This is a genomic window from Streptomyces sp. NPDC052023 (assembly GCF_044548465.1).
Lineage (GTDB): Bacteria > Actinomycetota > Actinomycetes > Streptomycetales > Streptomycetaceae > Streptomyces.
In genome coordinates this window covers 316931-337020 of sequence record NZ_JBIUBW010000003.1, presented here as the reverse complement: position 1 = coordinate 337020, position 20090 = coordinate 316931, and the positions used below count along the sequence as shown (strand labels likewise).

At 71.4% G+C, this 20090-nt stretch carries 20 protein-coding genes; 12 read left to right on the top strand and 8 right to left on the bottom strand.

The window, feature by feature from the left end:
• The first annotated feature begins 88 nt into the window (after positions 1 to 88).
• The 3 genes from ACIHCM_RS09125 to ACIHCM_RS09115 all read left to right on the top strand — a co-directional run bounded on the left by ACIHCM_RS09125 (position 89) and on the right by ACIHCM_RS09115 (position 4726).
• Positions 89 to 1012, top strand: a complete 924-nt coding sequence (locus ACIHCM_RS09125; protein WP_399891494.1) for a MurR/RpiR family transcriptional regulator — start codon at positions 89 to 91, stop codon at positions 1010 to 1012.
• Positions 1013 to 1322: 310 nt separating this feature from the next.
• Complete coding sequence (locus ACIHCM_RS09120) at positions 1323 to 1703, top strand: hypothetical protein (protein WP_399891491.1); 381 nt, start codon at positions 1323 to 1325, stop codon at positions 1701 to 1703.
• A 158-nt stretch (positions 1704 to 1861) separates the two neighbouring features.
• Positions 1862 to 4726 carry a SpoIIE family protein phosphatase gene (locus ACIHCM_RS09115; protein ID WP_399891488.1) on the top strand — a complete coding sequence of 955 codons (2865 nt, stop codon included), beginning with the start codon at positions 1862 to 1864 and terminating at the stop codon, positions 4724 to 4726.
• Positions 4727 to 4783: 57 nt separating this feature from the next.
• On the opposite strand, the gene ACIHCM_RS09110 is transcribed toward ACIHCM_RS09115, so the two are convergent.
• Complete coding sequence (locus tag ACIHCM_RS09110; RefSeq protein ID WP_399891485.1) at positions 4784 to 5134, bottom strand: MarR family transcriptional regulator; 351 nt, start codon at positions 5132 to 5134, stop codon at positions 4784 to 4786.
• A gap of 132 nt (positions 5135 to 5266) precedes the next feature.
• On the opposite strand from ACIHCM_RS09110, the gene ACIHCM_RS09105 reads away from it, so the two are divergent.
• The 3 genes from ACIHCM_RS09105 to ACIHCM_RS09095 all read left to right on the top strand — a co-directional run bounded on the left by ACIHCM_RS09105 (position 5267) and on the right by ACIHCM_RS09095 (position 7292).
• Entirely contained in the window at positions 5267 to 5944 is a 678-nt protein-coding gene (locus tag ACIHCM_RS09105; protein WP_399891482.1) for an ANTAR domain-containing protein, read from the top strand.
• Positions 5945 to 6058: 114 nt separating this feature from the next.
• Positions 6059 to 6727: a TetR family transcriptional regulator gene (locus tag ACIHCM_RS09100; RefSeq protein ID WP_399892187.1), complete on the top strand. Its 669-nt coding sequence runs from the start codon at positions 6059 to 6061 to the stop codon at positions 6725 to 6727.
• A 151-nt stretch (positions 6728 to 6878) separates the two neighbouring features.
• On the top strand, positions 6879 to 7292 hold the full coding sequence (locus tag ACIHCM_RS09095; RefSeq protein ID WP_393108402.1) for a Zn-ribbon domain-containing OB-fold protein: 414 nt from the start codon (positions 6879 to 6881) through the stop codon (positions 7290 to 7292).
• A gap of 24 nt (positions 7293 to 7316) precedes the next feature.
• Here the strand turns inward: ACIHCM_RS09095 and ACIHCM_RS09090 are convergent, their stop codons facing one another.
• Together ACIHCM_RS09090 and ACIHCM_RS09085 are read right to left on the bottom strand one after the other, a co-directional pair.
• Positions 7317 to 7694 carry a PPOX class F420-dependent oxidoreductase gene (locus ACIHCM_RS09090; RefSeq protein ID WP_399891479.1) on the bottom strand — a complete coding sequence of 126 codons (378 nt, stop codon included), beginning with the start codon at positions 7692 to 7694 and terminating at the stop codon, positions 7317 to 7319.
• 25 nt (positions 7695 to 7719) lie between these two features.
• A complete protein-coding gene (locus ACIHCM_RS09085; RefSeq protein WP_399891476.1) occupies positions 7720 to 8898 on the bottom strand; it encodes a MalY/PatB family protein in 1179 nt (392 codons plus the stop codon).
• Positions 8899 to 9056: 158 nt separating this feature from the next.
• Between ACIHCM_RS09085 and ACIHCM_RS09080 the strand changes: the two genes are divergently transcribed.
• Together ACIHCM_RS09080 and ACIHCM_RS09075 are read left to right on the top strand one after the other, a co-directional pair.
• Positions 9057 to 9887, top strand: a complete 831-nt coding sequence (locus ACIHCM_RS09080; RefSeq protein ID WP_399891473.1) for an SAM-dependent methyltransferase — start codon at positions 9057 to 9059, stop codon at positions 9885 to 9887.
• A 118-nt stretch (positions 9888 to 10005) separates the two neighbouring features.
• On the top strand, positions 10006 to 11337 hold the full coding sequence (locus tag ACIHCM_RS09075; RefSeq protein ID WP_399891471.1) for a S1 family peptidase: 1332 nt from the start codon (positions 10006 to 10008) through the stop codon (positions 11335 to 11337).
• Between the two features lie 46 nt (positions 11338 to 11383).
• Here the strand turns inward: ACIHCM_RS09075 and ACIHCM_RS09070 are convergent, their stop codons facing one another.
• Both ACIHCM_RS09070 and ACIHCM_RS09065 read right to left on the bottom strand, forming a co-directional pair.
• Positions 11384 to 11569: a hypothetical protein gene (locus ACIHCM_RS09070; protein WP_399891468.1), complete on the bottom strand. Its 186-nt coding sequence runs from the start codon at positions 11567 to 11569 to the stop codon at positions 11384 to 11386.
• A gap of 100 nt (positions 11570 to 11669) precedes the next feature.
• Positions 11670 to 12830: an ROK family protein gene (locus ACIHCM_RS09065; protein ID WP_399891465.1), complete on the bottom strand. Its 1161-nt coding sequence runs from the start codon at positions 12828 to 12830 to the stop codon at positions 11670 to 11672.
• A gap of 165 nt (positions 12831 to 12995) precedes the next feature.
• On the opposite strand from ACIHCM_RS09065, the gene ACIHCM_RS09060 reads away from it, so the two are divergent.
• The 4 genes from ACIHCM_RS09060 to ACIHCM_RS09045 are packed head-to-tail and all read left to right on the top strand — an operon-like array spanning position 12996 to position 17400.
• On the top strand, positions 12996 to 13892 hold the full coding sequence (locus ACIHCM_RS09060) for a carbohydrate ABC transporter permease (protein ID WP_399891462.1): 897 nt from the start codon (positions 12996 to 12998) through the stop codon (positions 13890 to 13892).
• 19 nt (positions 13893 to 13911) lie between these two features.
• Positions 13912 to 14826, top strand: a complete 915-nt coding sequence (locus ACIHCM_RS09055; protein ID WP_399891459.1) for a carbohydrate ABC transporter permease — start codon at positions 13912 to 13914, stop codon at positions 14824 to 14826.
• 10 nt (positions 14827 to 14836) lie between these two features.
• Positions 14837 to 16183, top strand: coding sequence for an extracellular solute-binding protein (locus tag ACIHCM_RS09050; protein ID WP_399891457.1), 1347 nt, complete (start codon positions 14837 to 14839; stop codon positions 16181 to 16183).
• Positions 16184 to 16197: 14 nt separating this feature from the next.
• On the top strand, positions 16198 to 17400 hold the full coding sequence (locus ACIHCM_RS09045) for a Gfo/Idh/MocA family protein (RefSeq protein WP_399891454.1): 1203 nt from the start codon (positions 16198 to 16200) through the stop codon (positions 17398 to 17400).
• Between the two features lie 26 nt (positions 17401 to 17426).
• On the opposite strand, the gene ACIHCM_RS09040 is transcribed toward ACIHCM_RS09045, so the two are convergent.
• The 3 genes from ACIHCM_RS09040 to ACIHCM_RS09030 all read right to left on the bottom strand — a co-directional run bounded on the left by ACIHCM_RS09040 (position 17427) and on the right by ACIHCM_RS09030 (position 20055).
• Entirely contained in the window at positions 17427 to 18122 is a 696-nt protein-coding gene (locus tag ACIHCM_RS09040) for a L,D-transpeptidase family protein (RefSeq protein ID WP_399891451.1), read from the bottom strand.
• 145 nt (positions 18123 to 18267) lie between these two features.
• Positions 18268 to 19068, bottom strand: coding sequence for an SDR family NAD(P)-dependent oxidoreductase (locus tag ACIHCM_RS09035; RefSeq protein ID WP_399891448.1), 801 nt, complete (start codon positions 19066 to 19068; stop codon positions 18268 to 18270).
• Between the two features lie 72 nt (positions 19069 to 19140).
• Positions 19141 to 20055 (bottom strand): SDR family oxidoreductase, encoded by a 915-nt coding sequence (locus ACIHCM_RS09030; RefSeq protein WP_399891445.1) that lies wholly within the window; start codon positions 20053 to 20055, stop codon positions 19141 to 19143.
• Between the last annotated feature and the right edge of the window lie 35 nt (positions 20056 to 20090).

The following is a 20090-nucleotide window of genomic DNA, read 5'->3' as shown; positions in this document are numbered from 1 at the left end:
GGTGCCGGGGGGCGACCCGCGTGCGCCCCTGATCGCCACGGTGCGTGAGCTATGTTGAAGCTTCGTGGGAAGCAAAGGAGGCGCACCGGTGCCATCGCCACAACAGGCACGCGCACAGGCGTCCGCGATCACCTCGGGAAAGAGCGCACCGGAGGCGGAGGCCGCCCCGACCTACCAGCTCAGGGCGCTTTTCGACCGGCCCCGGCTGTCACCGGGGCAGCGGCGCATCGCCCAGTACCTGATCGAGCACATCACCGAGGCCGCGTTCCTGCCGATCACCGAGCTCGCCGACCGGGTCGGGGTCAGCCAGCCGTCCGTGACGCGTTTCGCCGCCGCCGTCGGCTTCAGCGGCTACCCCGCGCTACGGGAGAAGCTCCAGGCCATCGCTCTCGGCACCCTGGCCGGAGGGGCCACGAGCGCCGAGGAGGAACGGGGCAACGAACTCCAGGCGGCCGTCGACGCCGAGATCGAGAACCTGGAGAACCTCCGCCGCGACTTCGCCGACCCCGGCCAGGTCGTCGAGATCGGCCGGGCGCTGTCGGAGTCGGCTCCGCTGACCGTGCTGGGCCTGCGCATCTCCGCCTCCCTCGCCGAGTACTTCGCGTACGCCTCGCGCCGTATCCACCCGGACGTGCGGCTGGTGACGCTGGGCGGCACCGTCGCCTACGACGCGTTGCTGCAGGCCCGCGAGGCAGGCGGTACCTGGGTGCTGGCCTTCTCCCTGCCCCGGCACGCCCAGGAGACCCTCGCCGCCGTACGCCTCGCGCGCGACGCCGGGCTGCGCGTGGCCCTCATCACCGACCGGGCCTTCGGGCCGCTGGCCGACGAGGCCGACGTCACCTTCGCCACCGGTACGGGCTCACGGCTGGTCTTCGACTCCTACGCAGCACCCGGCGTGATGGCGGCCGCGCTGCTCCAGGCCATGACCGACGCCGACCCCGAGCGCACCCAGGCCCGGCTGGAGGCGTACGAGCAGATCTCCGACCAGCATCAGTTCTTCCTGCGGGACTGACTCCACCCCTGCCTCAACGACATTACAAAGGGACCTTTCATTTCAAAGCACGCATGAATGTTTTCATACGTCTTGCAAAGCGGTCGGCATATATAAATACTGCTCGCGGATCCGCACCCGCCTCAGGAGAGCCGGTCACCCGCTCACGCACAGGCCGACTCTCCAGGGCACCCGCACGAACACCCGAAGCCGATGTCCCCTACCCCACATCGGTGCCCTGGGTGTTCGGTAGGGGCGGTCCTGGCTATCCCCTAGGCCGGGACCGCCCCACCACCGCGGACCACCTCCGCACCGCAGCACACCGGAAGCGATGATCATGCCCCTGACGTCCACGCGCACCAGCCCGGACTGGCCGTGCCAGGTCAAGACCCCCGGCAGCTACGACTGGGAGCGCTCGGCGGCCAAGTGGCTGCGCGAGCTGGTACCGGCGCGGTACGCCGGTTACCCGGCACTGATCCGTCACCCCGTGCTGCTCGCCCGGCACGCGCAGCTCCAGCTCCAGCAGGAGGTCCGGGTCGCCCGCACCGCCCTGCAGACCGCGCGCGCCGATCTGCCGCGGCTGGGCATGCCGGAGTCGGTCATCGAGCACACGATCAAGCTCTACGCCGCCGAGTTGCTGCAGCTCCAGCACATCGCGCGGAGCGTGCGGGCGGTGACCGACGCGCTGGTGGAGCACAACTCGGGTCGCTGAGGGGCGCGTTCGGGCGTGGCCCTCGAAGCCCACACCGACCTGGCGTGCGCCCGGCAGTGCACAAGGCGCCTGCCCCTGGCCTCGCGCTGGCACTTTCGAGTGGATTCCCGCCGGACGAGCTTGCGCTCCCAGGGGGGTCCCTGTGCGATGCTCGACGCGTGACGAGCGACCCCGCAATCCCGGCGGAGAACGGCACCGGGTCCGAGAAGGTCACAGCGGCCGGATCCCCTGCCGTCCGACGCGCCGAAGGAGACCGGCTGCGGGACCTGGCGGCAACCTCCGCCGTCCTGGAGCGGGCCAAGGGCGCCGTCATGGCACGCACCGGCTGCTCGGCGGACGCCGCGCACCAGGAACTTCTCCGGCGTGCGAAGGCCGGCGGCCACACGCTGATCGAGCAGTGCTGGATCACTCTCGGCACCGACTCGTCCGCCCCGGCCAGGTCCGGCGGGACGCCGGCCGGCTCCGCGTCCGCGGACCCGGACACCCGTGACGCACCGGTCCCCGACGACCCGCTCACCGCCGGCCCCGACACCGCAGGCGCCCCCGTCCCCGACGGATCCGGCACCCCTGCATCCGGCGGCCCCGGTGACCCTGACGCACCGGTTCCCGACAGCCCCGGCACCACCGGGACACGCCTCTGCGGCACCCCCACCCCCGTATCCGGCGACCCGATCGACCCCGCCCCACCGGTCCCCCAGAACCCCGCCACCACTGCCCCCGGCGCCACCGGCAGGCCCGCCCATCACTGCCCCGGCGCCCATGCATCCGCCGACCCCGGTGACCCTGACGCCCCTCCCGCCGAGACCTCAGGCGCCCCCGGCGCTCCCGCTCCCGGCACCCCCAGCCACCCTGGCACCGGCCCCGGCGCCCCCACGGGTCCCGGCTCCGGCACCGCCCACTCCGCCGGCCCCGGCGCGCCCGCCACCACTGCCTCCGGCACCCCCACACCCCCCGGCCTCCCCCTCCCCGAACCCGCCCGTGATCCGGCCGACGACGTCTCCACCGCGCTGGGGCGGCTGGGCAGGGCGCTCGTCGGTGTGCGCAGTACGCAGGAGCTGGCGGGGTGCCTGCTGGAGCATCTCTCGGGCACCGTCGCCGCCGACGCGGTCATGATCTTCGCCCAGCTGCCCACCGACGGCCTCCAACTGGTCGGGCACGCCGGCATCGACGCCACCCTGGCCGCGCAGTGGCGCCACGTGCCGCCCCTGACCGGCATCGCCGCGCTCGACACCCTGCGCACCCGCGAGGCGCGCTGGCTGGAGGACCTCACGGTGGACCGGGAGCGGTTCCTGCTCATCGGTGACCCGCCCGAGCAGTGGCGGTCGCGCGCCTGGCTGCCCGTGGTGACCGACGGCGCCGCCGAGATCTCCATCGGCGTCCTGCGCACCCGTCCCGGTCCGTTCACACCCACCACCCGCGAGCACCTGCGGGCCGTCGTCCGGCTGTGCGCGGGCAGGCTGCGCGCGTTCGACGCGCCCCCGGAACCGGCGACCGACGGCTTCGCCGCCACCGTGCAGACCGTGTTCGACACCTTGCCCGGAGCGGCGATGCTGCTCACCCCGCTGCGCGCCGCCTCGGGCGAGGTCGAGGACTACCGCATCGACGCGGTCACCCCGGAGGCCGTCGACGTCGCCGGGCGTACCGGCCGCGAGCTGGCCGGTCTGCGGATCCTGGAGTGCTGGCCGCCGATCGCGGACGAGTCGCTGTGGCAGCGGTGCCAGGACGTGCTGAGCGCCGGAAAGCCGTACGAGGGAGAGCCGTTCGCACAGCAGGACCTGGTGGCCGACAGCGCGGAGACGTCCACGTACTCGGTACGCGTGGCGCGGCTCGGCGACGGGCTCGTCGTCAGCTGGGTCCGGCACGACCCGTCGGACCGCCAGGAACAGCGGCTGGCGGACGTCCAGCGGCTGGGCAAACTCGGCTGGGCCAGCTGGAACCTGGTCTCCGGCGACATCACCTGGTCCGCCCAGGTCTTCGCGGTCCTCGACCGCGACCCGGCCGACGGCCCGGTACGCCTTCACGACCTGCCCGGCCTCGCGTTGCCGGAGGACGCGCCACTGCTGACCCGCGCCATCGAGGCCCTGGGCGGCGAAGGGCGCCCGGCCGACGTGCCGTTCCGGATCCGGACGGCGCGTGGGGTACGGCATCTGCGGACCGTCGCCGAGGCGGTCGCCGATCTGCACGGCAGGCCCGTCGAGGTGCACGGCTTCCTCCAGGACCTCACGGCACAGCGCAACGCCGAACTCGCCCTGGTGAGGAGCGAACGGCAGAACCTCACCCAGCACGGAGCGCTCCAGGCCGAACGGGTGCTGGCCGCCCGGCTCCAGCACGCGCTGCTGCCCCTGCCGGACAAACCGCTGCACCTGGCCGGGCTGCGGGTCGAGGTGACCTATCTGCCCGCCCAGTCGGGCATCCATGTCGGCGGCGACTGGTTCAGCGCCATCGAACTGCCCGACGGCACCGCGCTGTTCGTGGTCGGCGACGTCGCCGGTCACGGCATCGACGCGGTCGCCACGATGGCTCAGCTCCGGTTCACCGCCAAGGGCATGGTCATCACCGGCTCCTCCCTCACGGGTGCCCTCAGCGGGCTGAACACACTGCTGCTGCACTCGCGCGACCCGCACGGCACGGCGACCATGGTGCTCGCCCACTACCACCCGGACGAGCGCCGGCTGGTCTGGGCCCAGGCGGGCCATCCGCCGCCGCTGCTCCTGCGTGCCGGTGAGGTACGCCGGCTCGGCCGGCCCGGTGGGATGCTGCTCGGCGCGAGCACGACCCCGGTCTTCGAGCAGATCGAGTGCCGGCTGGAACCCGGCGACCGGCTGCTGCTGTACACGGACGGGCTCGTGGAGCGTCCGTCCGAGGCCATCGACCTCGGCATCGAACGGCTCGCGCGGGCCCTGGTCTCCCACCACACCGACGAGCCCGGCTCACTCGGCCCGCTGCTCACGGCGGTACTGGAACAGGAACGGCGCGACGACGTCTGCGTCGTGGACATCCGCGTGCCGGCGGACCACACGTAGGCACGGCCACCGCGTGAGTCCGGCCGGAGTGCGCCGGATGCCGCGGGGCCGCGCGGTTCAGCCGTCGCGGCCCGTGGCCCCGCTGTCCGCGGGCTCCCGGCTCCGGTCCGCCTCGTCCCGGGCGAGCACGGCGAGCAGCGCGGCCACCGTGAGCCCCGCCTCTGCCGGGTGCCGCAGCACCTTGCCGGGCTCGATGCGGTACGTGTTCCCCCGCCCCTCACGCCGGTGGGAGAGATAACCGGCCTGCTCCAGATCGACGATGATCTTCTGCACGGCTCGCTCGGTGAGCCTGCAGTGTGCCGCGATGTCGCGTACGCGGGCGGTGTGATCATCGGCGATGGCCGCCAGCACCCGGGCGTGGTTGGTGAGGAAGGTCCATCCGGTATGCGGTTCAGGCACTTCACTCATGAGGGCCATCATAGGACCGAGGTTTCCCGTATTCAAAAACGCGAACTAGATTTCGTGTATCTCTTGACGTATCGCGGCGTGAGGACAACCCTGATGGAGACGGCAGGCAGGAGGATCGAAGGAGTGTCGGCCATGCCGGAGTCTGCGTACACGACGCAGCCCGCCACCTTCGCGCCCTCGCGACCGGGGCAGCTTTCGACCGCCGCGCTGCCCGACGGTGCCCGCACGGTGGTGACGGTGTGCGGGGAGCTGGACCTGCAGGCGGCCGACGAGTTGCGCGCGGCCCTGCGTGGCGCGCTGGAGTCCGCGCCCGAGGGCATCGACCTCGACCTCCAGGGCGTGGTCTTCTGTGACTGCTCGGCCCTGAACGTCCTGCTCGCCCTTCGCGAACAAGCCCTCACGGAAGGGAAGACGGTGACGATCCAGGCCGCCGGCCCCGTGGCCGAACGGCTCCTCACCCTCACGGGCACCTGGCCCCTGTTCACCGGCGCGGCCGACGACGAGGCCGGCGGCCCCGAACTGGGAGCCGAGGTCGTTCAGCTGCGCAGGGCCATGCAGACCCGGCCGACCATCGACCTGGCCCGCGGTGTCCTGATGGCCACGTTCCAACTGAGCCCGCAGGACGCGTGGCACGTCCTGGTGATGGTCTCGCAGAACACCAACACCAAGCTCCATGTGCTCGCCCAGGACCTGGTGACCGCCGTGCAGGGTGAGCCGCTGCCCGACGCGACGCAGCGCCAGGTGTCCGCGGCGGTGAGCCGGCTGTCCGAGTCCGGCGGCAGCGGAGCGGCGGGCGACGAGGGCACGTGACCGGCCAGGACGCGCGACGCCTCACCCGCACGGCACCGAGTTCCCCGTCGGTGCAGCACTGAGTGCCAGGCCTGTTCAGGTGCTACGTTCCGTCCCATGAGCGTGAAACCGCCCATGCGCGAGGCCTTGGTCGCGGCGGCGTTCCAGTTGTTTCTGGAGCGGGGCTACGAACAGACCACCGTGGACGACATCGTGGCCCTCGCCGGGGTCGGGCGGCGGTCGTTCTTCCGGTACTTCCCGTCCAAGGAGGACGTGGTCTTCCCCGACCACGAGCGATGCCTGGCCGACATGACGGCCTTCCTCTCGACCGGCGGCGAGGACGACGAGCCGGTCGGCCGGGTCTGCGACGCGGCCCGGCTGGTGCTGCGGATGTACGCCGAGAACCCGGCCTTCTCCGTGCAGCGCTACCGGCTCACGAAGAAGGTGCCGGGTCTGCGCGCGTACGAGCTGTCCGTGGTGTGGCGCTACGAACGCGCCCTCGCCGACTACCTGCGCGGGCGTTTCGCCGGACTGCGCGACGGCACCCTGCGGGCGGACGTGATCGCGGCCGCCGTGGTCGCGGCGCACAACAACGGGCTGCGGTCCTGGCTGCGTTCGGACGGCAGGGGTGACGCGGCCGCCGCGGTGGACCACGCCCTGGGCCTGGTGCAGGGCGCCTTCGGAGGCGGGCCCACTCCCCCTGCGGAGCAGCGGCCCGAGGACGTGGTGGTCGTCGTCTCGCGGCGCGGCGCCCCCCTGTGGCGGGTGGTCCAGGAGATCGAGACGACGCTCGGGCGGGACTGATCCCCGCAATGATGGGGGTACGGAGTGCCTTTACGAGTGACACTCAGTGCCATACGCTGGTGGCCGTGCACGGTGGCACGGCGAGCCGCGCACAGGCGTGCGCATGGCGTCGCGCACGCGGATTTCCGGCCGAGCGCAGGGAGTTGACAGCGTGTACCACCACTCAGGAACCGTCGCTCAGCAGGCATCCGGCTCCGCGGCGGGCGTCCTCGACCACCGGGCCCCGGACCAGGAGGCCATGCTCTACCAGCGCTGCACCTGGTGCGGCACCGCGACGTATCACCGGCTGCTCTGCCCGGTCTGCCAGGGCAGCGAGCTGCGGACGGAACGCAGCGAGGGCACCGGTACGGTCCGCCACACGACGGTGGTGCACCGCAACACGCCCGCCGCGCGCAACGTTTCCCTGATCGAGATGGCCGAGGGGTTCGTGGTGCGGGGCCGCGTGATGGGTCCGCCCATCGGCATCCACAGCGGTGACCGCGTGCGGCTGTCCACCGCCAAGGACCCGGTACGGGGCGAGCCGGTGTTCCAGCTGCTCGACGAGCCGTACCGGGCCTGGACCTGACGCGCCCGGATCGCCCCGCGTCCCTCAGGCGTTCAGGGTCACCCGGATGCCGACCGTGCCCTGCGGGCCGCGCCGCAGCCGGCTGCCGAACAGCGTCAGGCGGCCGACGATGCCGTACTTGCGGGCGATGAGCCCGCGGTAGCGGGCCGTGGTGGCCGCGTCGGTGATCTCGGCGGAGCCGGGCACCTGCTCACCGGTCGGGTTGCCGCGCAGGTCGCAGGGGCCCACGAGGACGTCGGAGCGGCGCCGGATCCGCTTGACCTTCCAGGAGTCGGCGACCGTCCACACCCCGAGCGCGTCACCGTCGGCGACGACCCAGACGGGCGTGGGGACCGGGGTGCCGTCCTTGCGGTAGCTGGTGATCAGCAGGTACTTGCCGGCTCCGAGCCGTGTGGCGTCCATGGCCGGAAGTGTAGGCATGCCGCCGTCACTTCAGCGCGGCGGCCATCCGCCGTACCGCCTCCGTGACGATCTCCGGCGACGTGGCCAGGTTCAGCCGTACGTGCCCGGCGCCGCCCGTGCCGAACGGCAGGCCGGAATTGAGCGCGACCCGGCCCCGGTGCAGAAAGACGTCGGCCGGGTCCTCGCCCAGGCCGAGCGCGCGGCAGTCGAGCCAGGCGAGGTAGGTGGCGTCGCCAGGGCGGTAGACCACGGCGGGCAGCCGCTCGGCGAGCAGCCCGGCGAGCAGGCGCCGGTTCTCGTCGAGGCCGGCCAGCAGGGCGCCGAGCCAGGCGGTGCCGTCGCGCAGGGCGGCGGTGTGGGCGAGGGCGCCGAAATGGCTGGGGCCGTGGCCGACCTCCTCGGGAAGCCGGGCGAGGTCGGCGGCGGACTCGGGGCCCGCGACGGCGAGGGCCGCCTTGAGCCCGGCGAGGTTCCAGGCCTTGGAGGCCGACATCAGCGACAGGCCGCTCCCGCCGCCGGGCACGCTGAGGTACGGCACGAAGTCCGTGGCACCGAGGACCAGCGGGGCGTGGATCTCGTCGGCGACGACGCGCACGCCGTACTCCCCGGCGAGGCGGGCGACGGTGGACAGCTCCTCGGCGGTGTGTACGGTCCCGGTCGGGTTGTGCGGGCTGCACAGCAGGTACGCCGCACGCCCCCCGCCCGCCACGGCCTGCCGGAAGGCGTCCTCCAGGACACCGAGGTCGATCCTGAGGTCCGGGCCCAGCGGCGCCTCGACCACCCGCCGGTCCATGTGCGCGACGAACTGGAAGAACGGCGGGTACACCGGCGGGTTGACCACCACCGCGTCGCCCGGCCCGGAGACCAGCTTCAGCATCTCGACGACGCCGAGCATCACGTCGGGCACGATCGCGGTGCGCCCCACGTCGATCCCGGACCAGCCCCACCACTTCTCGGCGAAGCCGGCCAGCGCCTCGGCGTAGGCGGTGCCGGCCGGATAGCCGGTGTCGCCGAGGGCGATCGCGTCGGTGAGTGCGCGGGCGACGGGCGCGGCGAGCGGTACGTCCATCTCCGCCACCCACAGCGGCAGCACGTCGTCGGGGTAGGCGCGCCACTTCATGCTCGTACGGCGCCGCAGCTGATCGAGGTCCAGCGCGCGCAGGGGGTTCGGTTCACCGGACGTTCCGTGCGGGATCCTGGTCATGGGCCCACGATAGGCGGCCGTGGAGCGAGGTCACGAGCACGGGGGGCACCGAAAACACACAAGCACCGGCAAAGATCAATTCGTCGGTCTAGATTGCGTCTTGACACCGCACGGGGCGTCTCCGCGCCCTGCACCAGGCACCCCCAGGAGCTGATTCCGTGACCGAGAACCCGCCAGCCGCGGACGGTATGGCCCAGTCGCTGCGCGAGCGCATCAACACGTCCCAGCCGCACACCGCACGGATCTGGAACTACTGGCTCGGCGGCAAGGACAACTACGAGGTCGACCGGGCGGCCGGCGACCAGATCCGTCAACTGCACCCGGGAATCGGCGACTACGCCCAGGCGGACCGCCTGTTCCTGGGCCGCGCCGTGCGCCACCTGGTCTCCGACCTGGGCATCCGCCAGTTCCTGGACGTCGGCACCGGCCTGCCCACCGCCGACAACACCCACGAGGTCGCCCAGCGGATCGCCCCCGACGCCCGGATCGTGTACGTCGACAACGACCCGCTCGTCCTGGCGCACGCCCGCGCGCTGCTCACCAGCACGCCCGAGGGCCGCACCGACTACCTCGACGAGGACCTGCGCAACGTCGACGCGATCCTCGAACACGCCGCGAAGACGCTGGACCTCACCCAGCCCGTGGCGCTGATCCTGCTCGGCGTCGTCATCTTCCTCCGCGACGACGAGGACCCCTACGGCGTGGTGCGGCGGCTGATGGACGCGCTGCCGCCGGGCAGCCATCTGGTGCTGTCGCACACCATCACCTCGCCCTCGATGCCGGATGTGGACGAGGCGGTGAAGTTCTGGAACGAGCACGGCACTCCGAAGCTGACCCAGCGCACCCCCGAGGCCGTGACGGGCTTCTTCGACGGCCTCGAGCTGCTGGAGCCGGGCGTCGTGTCCTGTTCGCGCTGGCGTCCGGAGCAGGGCGACGGTGCCGAGCCGGAGGAGGTCGCGATGTTCGGCGGGGTGGCCCGCAAGAACTGAGCCGGTCGCCCCAGGGGTGAACGCTGCCGGACCCCGGCACGTATGGAGAGAGGGCGCTCGACGACCCGGGCGCCCCGCGGTGCCATCGCGCCGCGTGTTCGGGGTTCGGGAGCCATGCATGAGGCACGCACGACGACGGATCGTCCGGCGAGTGGCACGGCTGGCGTCAGTCGGCGGGATCGTCCTCGGGGCGGCGATGGTCACACAGGCGGTCGCGAGCGAGCCTCCCGCCGCGTCCCCGGGGGTGCTCGCCGAGAACACCGGCGCGGGCCTGGTCGACAAGCTCGGCTCCTCCCGCACGGCGGGCAGCTGGATGGACGGCCGGGGGCGGCCGGTCGTCGCGGTCACCGACGACGAGGCGGCCGCCGAGGTCCGCAGGGCGGGTGCGACGGCGAAGCTCGTGCGGCACAGCATGCGCGAGCTCAAGTCCGCCACGGAGGAACTGCGTTCGGCTCCGCGGGTGCCGGGCACGGCGTGGCTGGTGGACTACCGGTCGAACGAGGTGGTGGTCCGGGGTGACAGCACCGTCTCCGCCGCCGACTGGTCCGGGCTGACCGACCTCGCGGACGGCATCGGGGGCTTTGTGCGCATGGAGCGCACCGAGGGCACCTTCACCACGCGTATCAACGGCGCCCTGCCGATCCTGTCCACCGCCGGGCGCTGCTCGGCGGGCTTCAACGTCACCGACGGCAAGACCGACTTCATCCTCACGGCCGGGCACTGCGGGCCCGACGGTTCGGTCTGGTTCGCGGACAACCGGGGCAACCGGCCGGTGGGCCGTACCGTCACGGGCAGCTTCCCGGGCAACGACTACTCGCTCGTGCAGTACGCGGGCGGGCGGGCCGGCGACGGGGCGGGCATCGTGGCGATCGGCAACGGGCAGGGGGTGCGGATCACGGCCGTGGGCGAGACGTCGGTCGGTCAGCGGGTGTTCCGCAGCGGCAGCAGCAGCGGTCTGCGGGACGGCGAGGTGACCGCGCTCGACGCCACGGTGAACTACCCCGAGGGCACGGTGACCGGCCTCATCGAGACGAACGTGTGCGCCGAGCCCGGGGACAGCGGCGGGCCGCTGTTCTCCGAGGGCATCGCGCTCGGTGTGACCTCTGGCGGCAGCGGGGACTGCCGGGAGGGCGGGACGACCTTCTTCCAGCCGCTGCCGCAGGCGCTGTCGGCGCTCGGCGTCCAGCTGATCACATCGGGCCCGCAGAACGGCCAGGGCACCGTCCCGCCCCCGTCGGATCCGCAGAGCGCCGCGGCATCGGGGGGTTCCTCCCCGGTCTCGGGTGAGGCGGGCAGGGAACTGCTGGCACGGCTGGCGGACCCGAGGAACGTCGGGCCCGGCCTGCTGGTCGTCGGGGGCAGTCTGGTCGCGCTGGTGGCCACGCGGTACATCCGTACGGAACAGGACCGCAAGGCCTACCAGCGCTACTACTCGGCCACGTGGGGCTGACGGAGAGATCCGGGCCGGACGGGCACCGGGCCCGCCGCGAGCGGGGTCAGGCGGCCTGCGCCGGCTGCGGCGCCGCGGCGGCCCACTCCAGGACGAGGCGCTGGTACTCCTCGCGCTGCTCGGTGGTCAGTGTCCCGCCCGACCGGCGCCACAGCGCCCGGATCTCCTCGTTGACCTCCGCGGCCGATCGCTCGGTGGCGGCTTCAACAGTGGTGGACATGCTGTGAAGCATACGGTGGGCCAGGTGAAGGCGAGGTGAGTAATCACCAGCTTAACGGACATATCGGGCAGTGTCCCTGATCACGTCCATGTCCCCGAACCGGCCGGGCAGTTCAGGCGTCCGCCGCGCCCAGCACCAGGACCTGGATGGCCAGCACGGCGGCGCCACGGGCCCAGTCGTGAAAGTTGGACTTCCTGGTCTCCAGGTCGACCGGCGCGGCCAGCGGATGCCGGCGGGCGCGGATCGTCTCCTCCACCGTGTTCCTCGCCACATCCATCAGTCCGACCCCTTCCCCGGCGAGCAGGATCTTCTGCGGCATCGCGAAGTTGGCGATGTGGGCGAGGAGGATGCCGAGCGCGCGGGCGGCGTCGCCCACCACACGGGCGGGCATGGGCTCCCCCGCGGTGGCGCGGTCGAGGATCTCCTCGTAGGTGTGGTCGCCTCCGGTGGCCGCCCGGATCTGGTAGCGGATGCTGGGGATGGTCAGCAGGGAGACCGCGCTGCCACGCTCCCCGTCGGGGGTGAGCGGACCGGCGGGATCGAGGATCCAGCGGCGGCCGAACGCCCGGTCCTCCCCCTCGGACGGCACGCGCTTGCCGCCCAGCACCAGGCCGTAGCCGATGCCGGCGCCGATGGTCAGGACGACGAACCGGTCGAGGCCGCGCCCGGAGCCGAACCACGTCTCGGCCTCCACGAGGGCGGCCACGTCGTTCTCCACGACCACCGGCAGCCCGGTGCGCTCCTCGACGAGCGCGGCGAGCGGAATGTCACGCCAGTTCAGGAACGGCGATTCCCCCACCACGGCGCGGTCCTGCACGAATCCGCCCACCCCGATGCCGATCCCGGCGAGCCCGGGGTGACTGTGTGCCAGCTCGCCGGCCATCTGCGCGAGCAGGTCGGCCACTTCACCGGGATCGTGCGTGGTGAGGGGGCGGTCGTGGCGGGCGACGATCTCGCTCCTGAGGGTGGTGACGACGCCGTAGACCATGTCCTCGGTGACCTTGAAGCCGAGAAAGGACCTGGACTCGGCGACGACGTCCAGCGGCTGTGAGGGCCGGCCCTGCCTGCTCTCCCCCGCCGCGCCGCCCTCGGGGGACTCGACCAGCAGGCCGGACTCGATCAGCGGCTTGGTCAGCCTGGTGAGGCTGCCGGCGGAGAGGTCCAGCCGCCGGGCGAGCTCGGCGCGGGAGAGCGGGCCGTTGACGAGCACCTCGATCGCCACCGAGCGTTCACCCGGACTCAGCGGCAGCCAGCTGGCGGAACCTGCGGTCATAGAGGTCGGACCCCCTGGGTTTTATTTTGCTTCTGAAGTAATGGTCCCACTCTATGCCCTGCACAACGCCTCCAGAAGATGTCCGCACACCCCTTGACGCAGAGATTCTTCCGGTCCAAAAGTAAGTCACCTCAGAACGAGCCGCACCAGCCGAGGAGCCCGCCCATGTCCGTCGCCTCCAGCAGTCCGCCGACACCCCGGGGTGACGGGCGTCTCGCGGCCGTGTTCCTCGCGCCCGCCCTGCTGGGCTTCCTGGTCTTCCTGCTGTGGCCGACGCTGCGGGGCGTGTACCTGAGCTTCACCCGGTTCAATCTGCTGACCCCGGCGGAGTGGGTGGGCCTCGACAACTACGTCCGCATGGTCAAGGACCCCATCTTCTGGGACTCGTTGCGGGTCACCGTCGTGTACGTGGTGATCAACATAGGCGTGCAGACGGTCTCGGCGCTGGCGATCGCCGTGCTGTTGCAGCGGCTGACGCAGTCGGCGGTCCTGCGCGGCATCGTGCTCACGCCCTACCTGATGTCGAACGTCGTCGCCGGCATCGTCTGGCTCTGGATCCTGGACACCCAGCTCGGCATCGGCAACGAGATCGTGACCGCGCTGGGCGCCGACCGGATCCCGTTCCTCGCCGACGAGACGTGGGCGATACCGACCATCGCCCTGATCAACGTCTGGCGGCACGTGGGCTACACCGCGCTGCTGCTGTTCGCCGGGCTCCAGGCGATCCCGGCCCATCTGTACGAGGCCGCGAGGGTGGACGGCGCGGGTGAGTGGCGGATGTTCTGGCGGATCACCCTGCCGTTGCTGCGTCCCGTGCTCGCCGTCGTGCTGATCATGACGGTGATCGGCTCGTTCCAGGTCTTCGACACCGTCGCCGTGACGACCATGGGCGGTCCGGCGAACGCCACGAACGTCCTTCAGTACTACATCTACGGCTCCGCGTTCGGCCGCTTCCAGTTCGGCTACGCCTCCGCGATGTCCGTGGCCCTGCTGATCGTCCTCACCGCCGTCACCGTCCTGCAGTACCGGCTCACCCGGGCCGGCCGGACCGACCTCGGCTGACAGAAGGGAGAGACCCGACATGACTGCCGTCGCGACGACGACCGTACGGCGTGCGAGGCGCAGCCCCTCCTTCGGGCGGGTGATGGCCTGGGCGGTGATGGCCGCGATCGTGCTCGTCACGCTGCTGCCGTTCTACTGGATCCTGCGCACCGCTCTGTCCACCAACACCGGGCTGGCGGCGCAGCCCGCCGACCCGCTGCCGGTCGACCTCACCACCGGGGGCTTCGAGCGGGCGCTCGGCCTGCAGTCGACCGAGGAGGCGATCGCACAGGGCGGATCGGGCGGCGGGCTGGCGTTCTGGCGCTACCTGCTCAACTCGGTGCTCGTCTCCACGCTGATCACCGGCTGCCAGATCTTCTTCTCGGCGATGGCCGCGTACGCCTTCTCCCGGCTGCGCTGGCGTGGCAGGGACGCGGTGTTCGGGCTGTTCCTGGCCGGGCTGATGGTGCCCGCGATCTTCACCCTGCTGCCGAACTTCGTCCTCATCAAGGAACTCGGCCTGGTGGACACCCTGTTGGGGATCGCTCTGCCCACGATGTTCATGACCCCGTTCGCGGTGTTCTTCCTGCGCCAGTTCTTCTTGAACATCCCCCACGAGGTCGAGGAGGCGGCCCTGCTCGACGGCGCCGGGAAGGTCCGCGTCTTCTTCCGGGTCCTGCTGCCGATGGCGTCCACACCCGTGCTGACACTGGCGGTGCTGACGTACATCACCTCCTGGAACGACTACTTCTGGCCGCTGATGGTGTCCTACAGCGACAACTCGCGCGTGCTGTCCGTCGCACTGGCCGTCTTCCGCGCCCAGACGCCGCAGACCGGCACCGACTGGTCGGGACTGATGGCGGCGACGCTGATCGCGGCGCTTCCCATGCTGGTGCTGTTCGGGCTGTTCGCCCGGCGCATCGTCGGCTCCATCGGCTTCACCGGGATCAAGTGAGGGAACCGCCATGCGATTTCGTACCGTCTTCACGTCGCTGGCCGCCGCCGTGGCGCTGTCCCTGGTGACCGGGTGTGCCCAGGGCGGCTCCTCCGGATCGTCGGGGAACACGGTGACGTACTGGCTCTGGGACGCCAACCAGCTGCCCGCCTACGAGGCCTGCGCCAAGGGCTTCGAGAAACAGAACCCCGGGCTGAACGTGGAGATCACCCAGATGGGCTGGGACGACTACTGGACCAAGCTCACCGCGAGCTTCATCGCGGGCACCGAGCCGGACGTGTTCACCGACCACATCCAGAAGTTCGGCCAGTTCGCCGATCTGGACGTGCTCGAACCGCTGGACGACCTGGGCATCGAGGAGTCGGACTACCAGCCGGGACTCGCCGCCAACTGGATCGGCCAGGACGGGCACCGCTACGGGGCTCCGAAGGACTGGGACACCGTCGCCTTCTTCTACAACGAGAAGATGGCCGCGGACGCCGGCCTCACCGCCGCCGAGCTGGGCGGCCTGTCCTGGAACCCCGAGGACGGCGGCACCTTCGAGAAGGCCGTCGCCCGCCTCACCGTCGACCGGAACGGCAAGCGGGGCGACGAACCGGGCTTTGACAAGAACAACGTCAAGGTGTACGGGCTCGCCACCGGCGGCGCGGGAGACGGTGACGGGCAGACGCAGTGGAGCCCCTTCACCGCGTCGGCCGGCTGGAGCTACACGGACAGCAAGCGCTGGGGCAGCCGGTACCTGTACGACAGCGAGACCTTCCAGTCGGTCGTGGACTGGTACTTCGGCCTGGCCGAGAAGGGCTACCTCGCGCCCTTCGCGGACTACAGCAACAACGCCAACCCGCCCAACGCGCAGGTCGCCGCCGGCACGGCCGCGGCCGCCTTCGACGGCGCCTGGATGATCTCCACGTACTACGGCGCCAAAGGGCTGGAGATCGGCACCGCCGTCACTCCGCAGGGCCCGACCGGCAAGCGGGCGACCATGATGAACGGCCTCGCCGACTCGATCACCAAGAACGCCCGCAACAAGGCGGGCGCCAAGAAGTGGGTCCGCTATCTGGCCTCCGACGCGTGCCAGCGGACCGTCGGCCGCTACGGGATCGTCTTCCCGGCCACGCCGGACGGCACGGAGACGGCCGTCGCGGCCTACCGGAAGAAGGGCGTCGACGTCTCCGCCTTCACCGAACCGGTCACCGGCGGAAAGGGCTTCACGACGTTCTCCTTCCCGATCACCGACTACGCCGCCGACGTGTACGCGCTGATGCGCCCCGCGATGCAGGACATCTACGCGAACGGCGCCCCGGTGAGCAGCCTGAACCAGACCAACAGCCAGATCAATTTCCTCCTCGGCCAGTGAAAGGCATCCATCCCATGACGTTCTCCCTCGGCATCGTCGGCGCCGGGCAGTTCTCGGGGCAGTTCGCGAAGCTGTTCCTCGCCCACCCCGGCGTCAGCGACGTCCACGTCACCGACCTGTTGCCCGAGCGGGCCGAGCAGCTGGCCGCCGCGGAGGGCCTGAGCGGCACCTTCCCGACGTACGAGGCCATGCTGGAGTCACCGGAGATCGACGCGGTCGCGATCTTCACCCAGCGCTGGACGCACGGCCCGCTGGTGCTCCAGGGGCTGAACGCCGGCAAGCACGTCTACTCGGCCGTCCCCATGGCGATCGCCGCGGAGGAGATCGCCGCGATCATCGACACGGTCAAGGCGACCGGTCTGACGTACATGATGGGCGAGACCAGCCACTACCACCCGGCGACCGTGCACGCCCGCAACCAGATCGCCGAAGGCGCCTTCGGGCGGCTGTTCTACGCCGAGGGCGACTACGTCCACGACATGGATCTGGGGTTCTACGAGGCGTATCAGTACAGCGGCGGGGAGAACTGGAAGGCGACGGCGAGCTATCCGCCGCTGCTGTACCCGACGCACGCGGTGGGCGGGGTGCTGGGTGCCTGGCAGACGCACGCGGTGAGCGTGTCGGCTGTCGGGGTGGTCGACGAGCGGGGCGACGGCGTCTTCGACCGGTCGGTGAGCCAGTTCGACAACGACATCTCGAACGCCACGGCGCTGTTCGAGGTCGCGGGCGGCGGATCGTTCCGTACGAACGAGTTCCGGCGGGTGGGCTACCCGTCCCACATCCGGGAGTCCCGGTTCCGCTTCTTCGGCACCGAGGCGAGCATGGAACAGCTCGCGACGGTGGCACTCTGGCAGGACAAGTCAGGCGTCACGGACATCTCCGAACTGCTGGAGCCCAAGCCGACCATGTCCCCCGACGACCCCTCGCTCCAGCACATCGCGCCGGATCTGCGGGCGGCCTTCACCTCGGGCTCGGCGCCGGTGCACGACCGCACGCGGCTGCCGCGCACGTTCGACCACCTGCACAACGGGCACGAGGGCAGCCACCACTTCCTGGTGGACGACTTCGTGACGGCGGTGAACACCCGCTCGCTGCCGTCCGTGAACGCCTGGGTGGCGGCCCGCTACACCCTGCCGGGCGTCATCGCGCACGAGTCCGCGCGACAGGGTGGCGTACGGCTGGAGATCCCGGACTTCGGCGACGCGCCGCAGGCCTGACGCGCCGGTGCGGGCCGGGTGCCCCGTCAGGTGCCCGGCTTGCGCCCGTACACGTACACGTCGTCACCGTTCTTCAGCAGCGACCAGTACTTCTTCGCGGTGGTCTTGGTCATGTTGACGCAGCCCCGCGAGCCGGGCGGGTTCCACATGCTGACGCCGGCGGAGTGGAAGGCCTGGCCGCCGTCGAAGAACTGGGCGTAGGGCATCGGCACGTCGTAGATGGTGGACACGTGGTCGATGTTGCGCCAGTAGATCTTCTTCAGGCCGGTGCGGGTCTCGTAGCCGTTGCGACCGGTGCGGACCGGGACGGGGCCGTAGACGAGCTTCTTGCCGTCCTGGATCCAGCTCAGCTGGAGCGTGAGGTTCACACAGGCGATGCGGCCCTTGTTGACCGGGCACTTCCCGGCCTTGTTCGGGTTCTTCCCGACGGCCTTCTGCTTGTTCATGAGGTCCATCACGCCCCAGGTGACGGGCCCCGCGTAGCCGATGTTCGGTGTGATGCCGTGCTTCGTCTGGAACGCCTGGGTCGCCTTGCAGTCGGCAGCGGACTGCCGGCCGTCCACCGGGCGGCCCAGGAACTTCTCCACCTGCTTCTGGTACGGCCCGGTCTGCGTGGTGCAGCTCGCCGCCTGCGCCGGGGCGGCGCCCAGCGCGAGTGTGAGCGGCGCCACCAGAGCGGTGGTCCCCAGGACGACGGTCGCCCGTCTGCGAATCTCCCCCATGGGCTGGCCTTGTCTCTCGCGTCGAATGCGCGTCTGCCGCGCGGTCTCTGCCTGCTAGACCGGTAATGGGCGGATTCGGTTGTATCCGGGGCCCCACCGCTACGAAACGGTGACATTCGGCGCGGCCGAGGTGGTGCCTCGATGCTCAGGTGCGCCGGTCGCCGCGCCCCGGGCGCCGGGTGAAGCCGGTGTTCACCGCGGTGATCCCGCCGTCCACGACCACCGTCGTGCCGGTGATCCAGGACGCGTCGCGGGAGGCGAGGAAGGCCACGGCGGCGGCGATGTCCTCCGGCTCGCCGACCCGGCCCAGCGGGTAGAGGCGGCGGATCTCCTCGAGGTCCTCGTCCCGGCCCCGCCACGCCGGGGTGCGTACGGTGCCGGGGGCGACGAGGTTGACGCGGACACCCCGGCCGGCGGCATGGCCGGCCAGGGTGCGGGTCAGTGAGCCGAGGCCGGCCTTGGCGGCGCTGTAGGCGTGGTTGCCGAAGTCCTGAAGGCCGTTCACCGAGCCGACGCAGACGACGGCACCGCGTCCTGAGGCTGCCAGGTGAGGCAGCGCGGCGCGGCAGCAGCGGTACGCGCCGGTCAGGGTGACGTCCAGGTCACGCGCCCACACCTCGTCCGTCCCCTCCTCGAAGAGCGGGGTGTCGGGATGACAGCTGTAGGCGTTGCTGACCAGGACGTCGAGGGCGCCGAACGCCTCGACGGCCCGCGCGACGGCGGCCTCGACGGACTCCCGGTCGGCCACGTCGCACCGGCAGGCCAGCGCCCGGAGACCGTCGTCGCGCAGCGCCCCCGCGGTCTTCTCGGCCGCTGCGGCATCGATGTCGGTCACCAGGACGGGCGCGCCCTCCGTGGCGAGTCGCCGGGCGGTCGCGGCGCCGATGCCGCGGGCCGCTCCGGTGATCAGGACTCCGTACCCGTCGAAGCGCTTGATGTCGGTCATGCGCAGACCGTACTGCCGCAGTGATCAACGGGGCAGGGGCCGTGCGCGGCCCGGCCCCTTCCTGCCCCGTGGTCACCGGTAGCCGGTCGTGTCCGCCGGCTTGCCCGGGTCCTGGACCTCCACGAGGTAGCGCCAGGCGTCGGGGCGGCTGCCGTCGAGGTCGGTGAAGCCGTACTCCTGCGCGAGGGCTCCGCTGGAGAGGGACCGGCCGTTGAAGCGGGACACCCCGGGGTCGGCGGCCAGGGCCGTTACGGCGCGGCCGACGTAGCGCGGGGTCTCCGAGATCGCGAAGTGCGGGGTCCGGACGAGGGCGTCCCGCCAGTTGTCCTCGCGGACGCCGTAGGTGTCGAGCATCATCTCCGAGCGCAGCCAGCCCGGCGTGAGGGCCACGGCGGTGGCGCCGCGGGAGCCCAGTTCGTGCCCCAGGGAGAAGGCCATGCGCAGGACGGCCGCCTTGGCGAGGTCGTAGAAGAAGTTGACCCGGTAGGTGTCGCGGTTGTACTCGGCCGTGCCGTCGGTCATCTCCACGACGAGTCCGCCGGGGCGGCGCAGGAGGAGGGGCAGGGCATGGTGGCTGGTGATCGCGTGGGTCTCGACCGCGAGGCGGAGCAGCCGCAGGCCGTTGTCGAGGTCGTGCTCCCAGACGGTGGTGTCCCACTCGAAGAGCTTCTCGCCGCCCCAGATGTCGTTGACGAGGACGTCGAGGCGGTCCTGTTCCCCGGCGATGCGGTCCACGAGGGCGCGGACCTGCACCGGGTCGAGGTGGTCGGTGGGTACGGCGATGCCCTCGCCGCCGGCCTCGGTGACCAGGTCGGCGGTGTCCTCGACGGTCTCGGGGCGGTCGTACTCGGAGCGGCGGGCGCGGGTGCTGCGGCCGGTGACGTAGACGGTGGCGCCCGCCGCGCCGAGTTCCACGGCGATTCCGCGGCCCGCTCCCCGCGTCGCCCCGGCGACCAGCGCGACCTTGCCCCGCAACGGTTGTGACATGTCCGACCTCCTGGATGGCTCTTCTCCGGTGACGA

Excerpts from the sequence above, each read along its gene's own strand:
- ACIHCM_RS09040 (WP_399891451.1), bottom strand. The coding sequence starts at position 18,122 with ATGGGGGAGATTCGCAGACGGGCGACCGTCGTCCTGGGGACCACCGCT.
- ACIHCM_RS09090 (WP_399891479.1), bottom strand. The coding sequence starts at position 7,694 with ATGGACGCCACACGGCTCGGAGCCGGCAAGTACCTGCTGATCACCAGC.
- ACIHCM_RS09085 (WP_399891476.1), bottom strand. The coding sequence starts at position 8,898 with ATGACCAGGATCCCGCACGGAACGTCCGGTGAACCGAACCCCCTGCGC.
- ACIHCM_RS09030 (WP_399891445.1), bottom strand. The coding sequence starts at position 20,055 with ATGTCACAACCGTTGCGGGGCAAGGTCGCGCTGGTCGCCGGGGCGACG.
- ACIHCM_RS09075 (WP_399891471.1), top strand. The coding sequence starts at position 10,006 with ATGAGGCACGCACGACGACGGATCGTCCGGCGAGTGGCACGGCTGGCG.
- ACIHCM_RS09045 (WP_399891454.1), top strand. The coding sequence starts at position 16,198 with ATGACGTTCTCCCTCGGCATCGTCGGCGCCGGGCAGTTCTCGGGGCAG.
- ACIHCM_RS09105 (WP_399891482.1), top strand. The coding sequence starts at position 5,267 with ATGCCGGAGTCTGCGTACACGACGCAGCCCGCCACCTTCGCGCCCTCG.
- ACIHCM_RS09060 (WP_399891462.1), top strand. The coding sequence starts at position 12,996 with ATGTCCGTCGCCTCCAGCAGTCCGCCGACACCCCGGGGTGACGGGCGT.
- ACIHCM_RS09035 (WP_399891448.1), bottom strand. The coding sequence starts at position 19,068 with ATGACCGACATCAAGCGCTTCGACGGGTACGGAGTCCTGATCACCGGA.
- ACIHCM_RS09055 (WP_399891459.1), top strand. The coding sequence starts at position 13,912 with ATGACTGCCGTCGCGACGACGACCGTACGGCGTGCGAGGCGCAGCCCC.
- ACIHCM_RS09100 (WP_399892187.1), top strand. The coding sequence starts at position 6,059 with ATGCGCGAGGCCTTGGTCGCGGCGGCGTTCCAGTTGTTTCTGGAGCGG.
- ACIHCM_RS09065 (WP_399891465.1), bottom strand. The coding sequence starts at position 12,830 with ATGACCGCAGGTTCCGCCAGCTGGCTGCCGCTGAGTCCGGGTGAACGC.
- ACIHCM_RS09050 (WP_399891457.1), top strand. The coding sequence starts at position 14,837 with ATGCGATTTCGTACCGTCTTCACGTCGCTGGCCGCCGCCGTGGCGCTG.
- ACIHCM_RS09120 (WP_399891491.1), top strand. The coding sequence starts at position 1,323 with ATGATCATGCCCCTGACGTCCACGCGCACCAGCCCGGACTGGCCGTGC.
- ACIHCM_RS09110 (WP_399891485.1), bottom strand. The coding sequence starts at position 5,134 with ATGAGTGAAGTGCCTGAACCGCATACCGGATGGACCTTCCTCACCAAC.
- ACIHCM_RS09070 (WP_399891468.1), bottom strand. The coding sequence starts at position 11,569 with ATGCTTCACAGCATGTCCACCACTGTTGAAGCCGCCACCGAGCGATCG.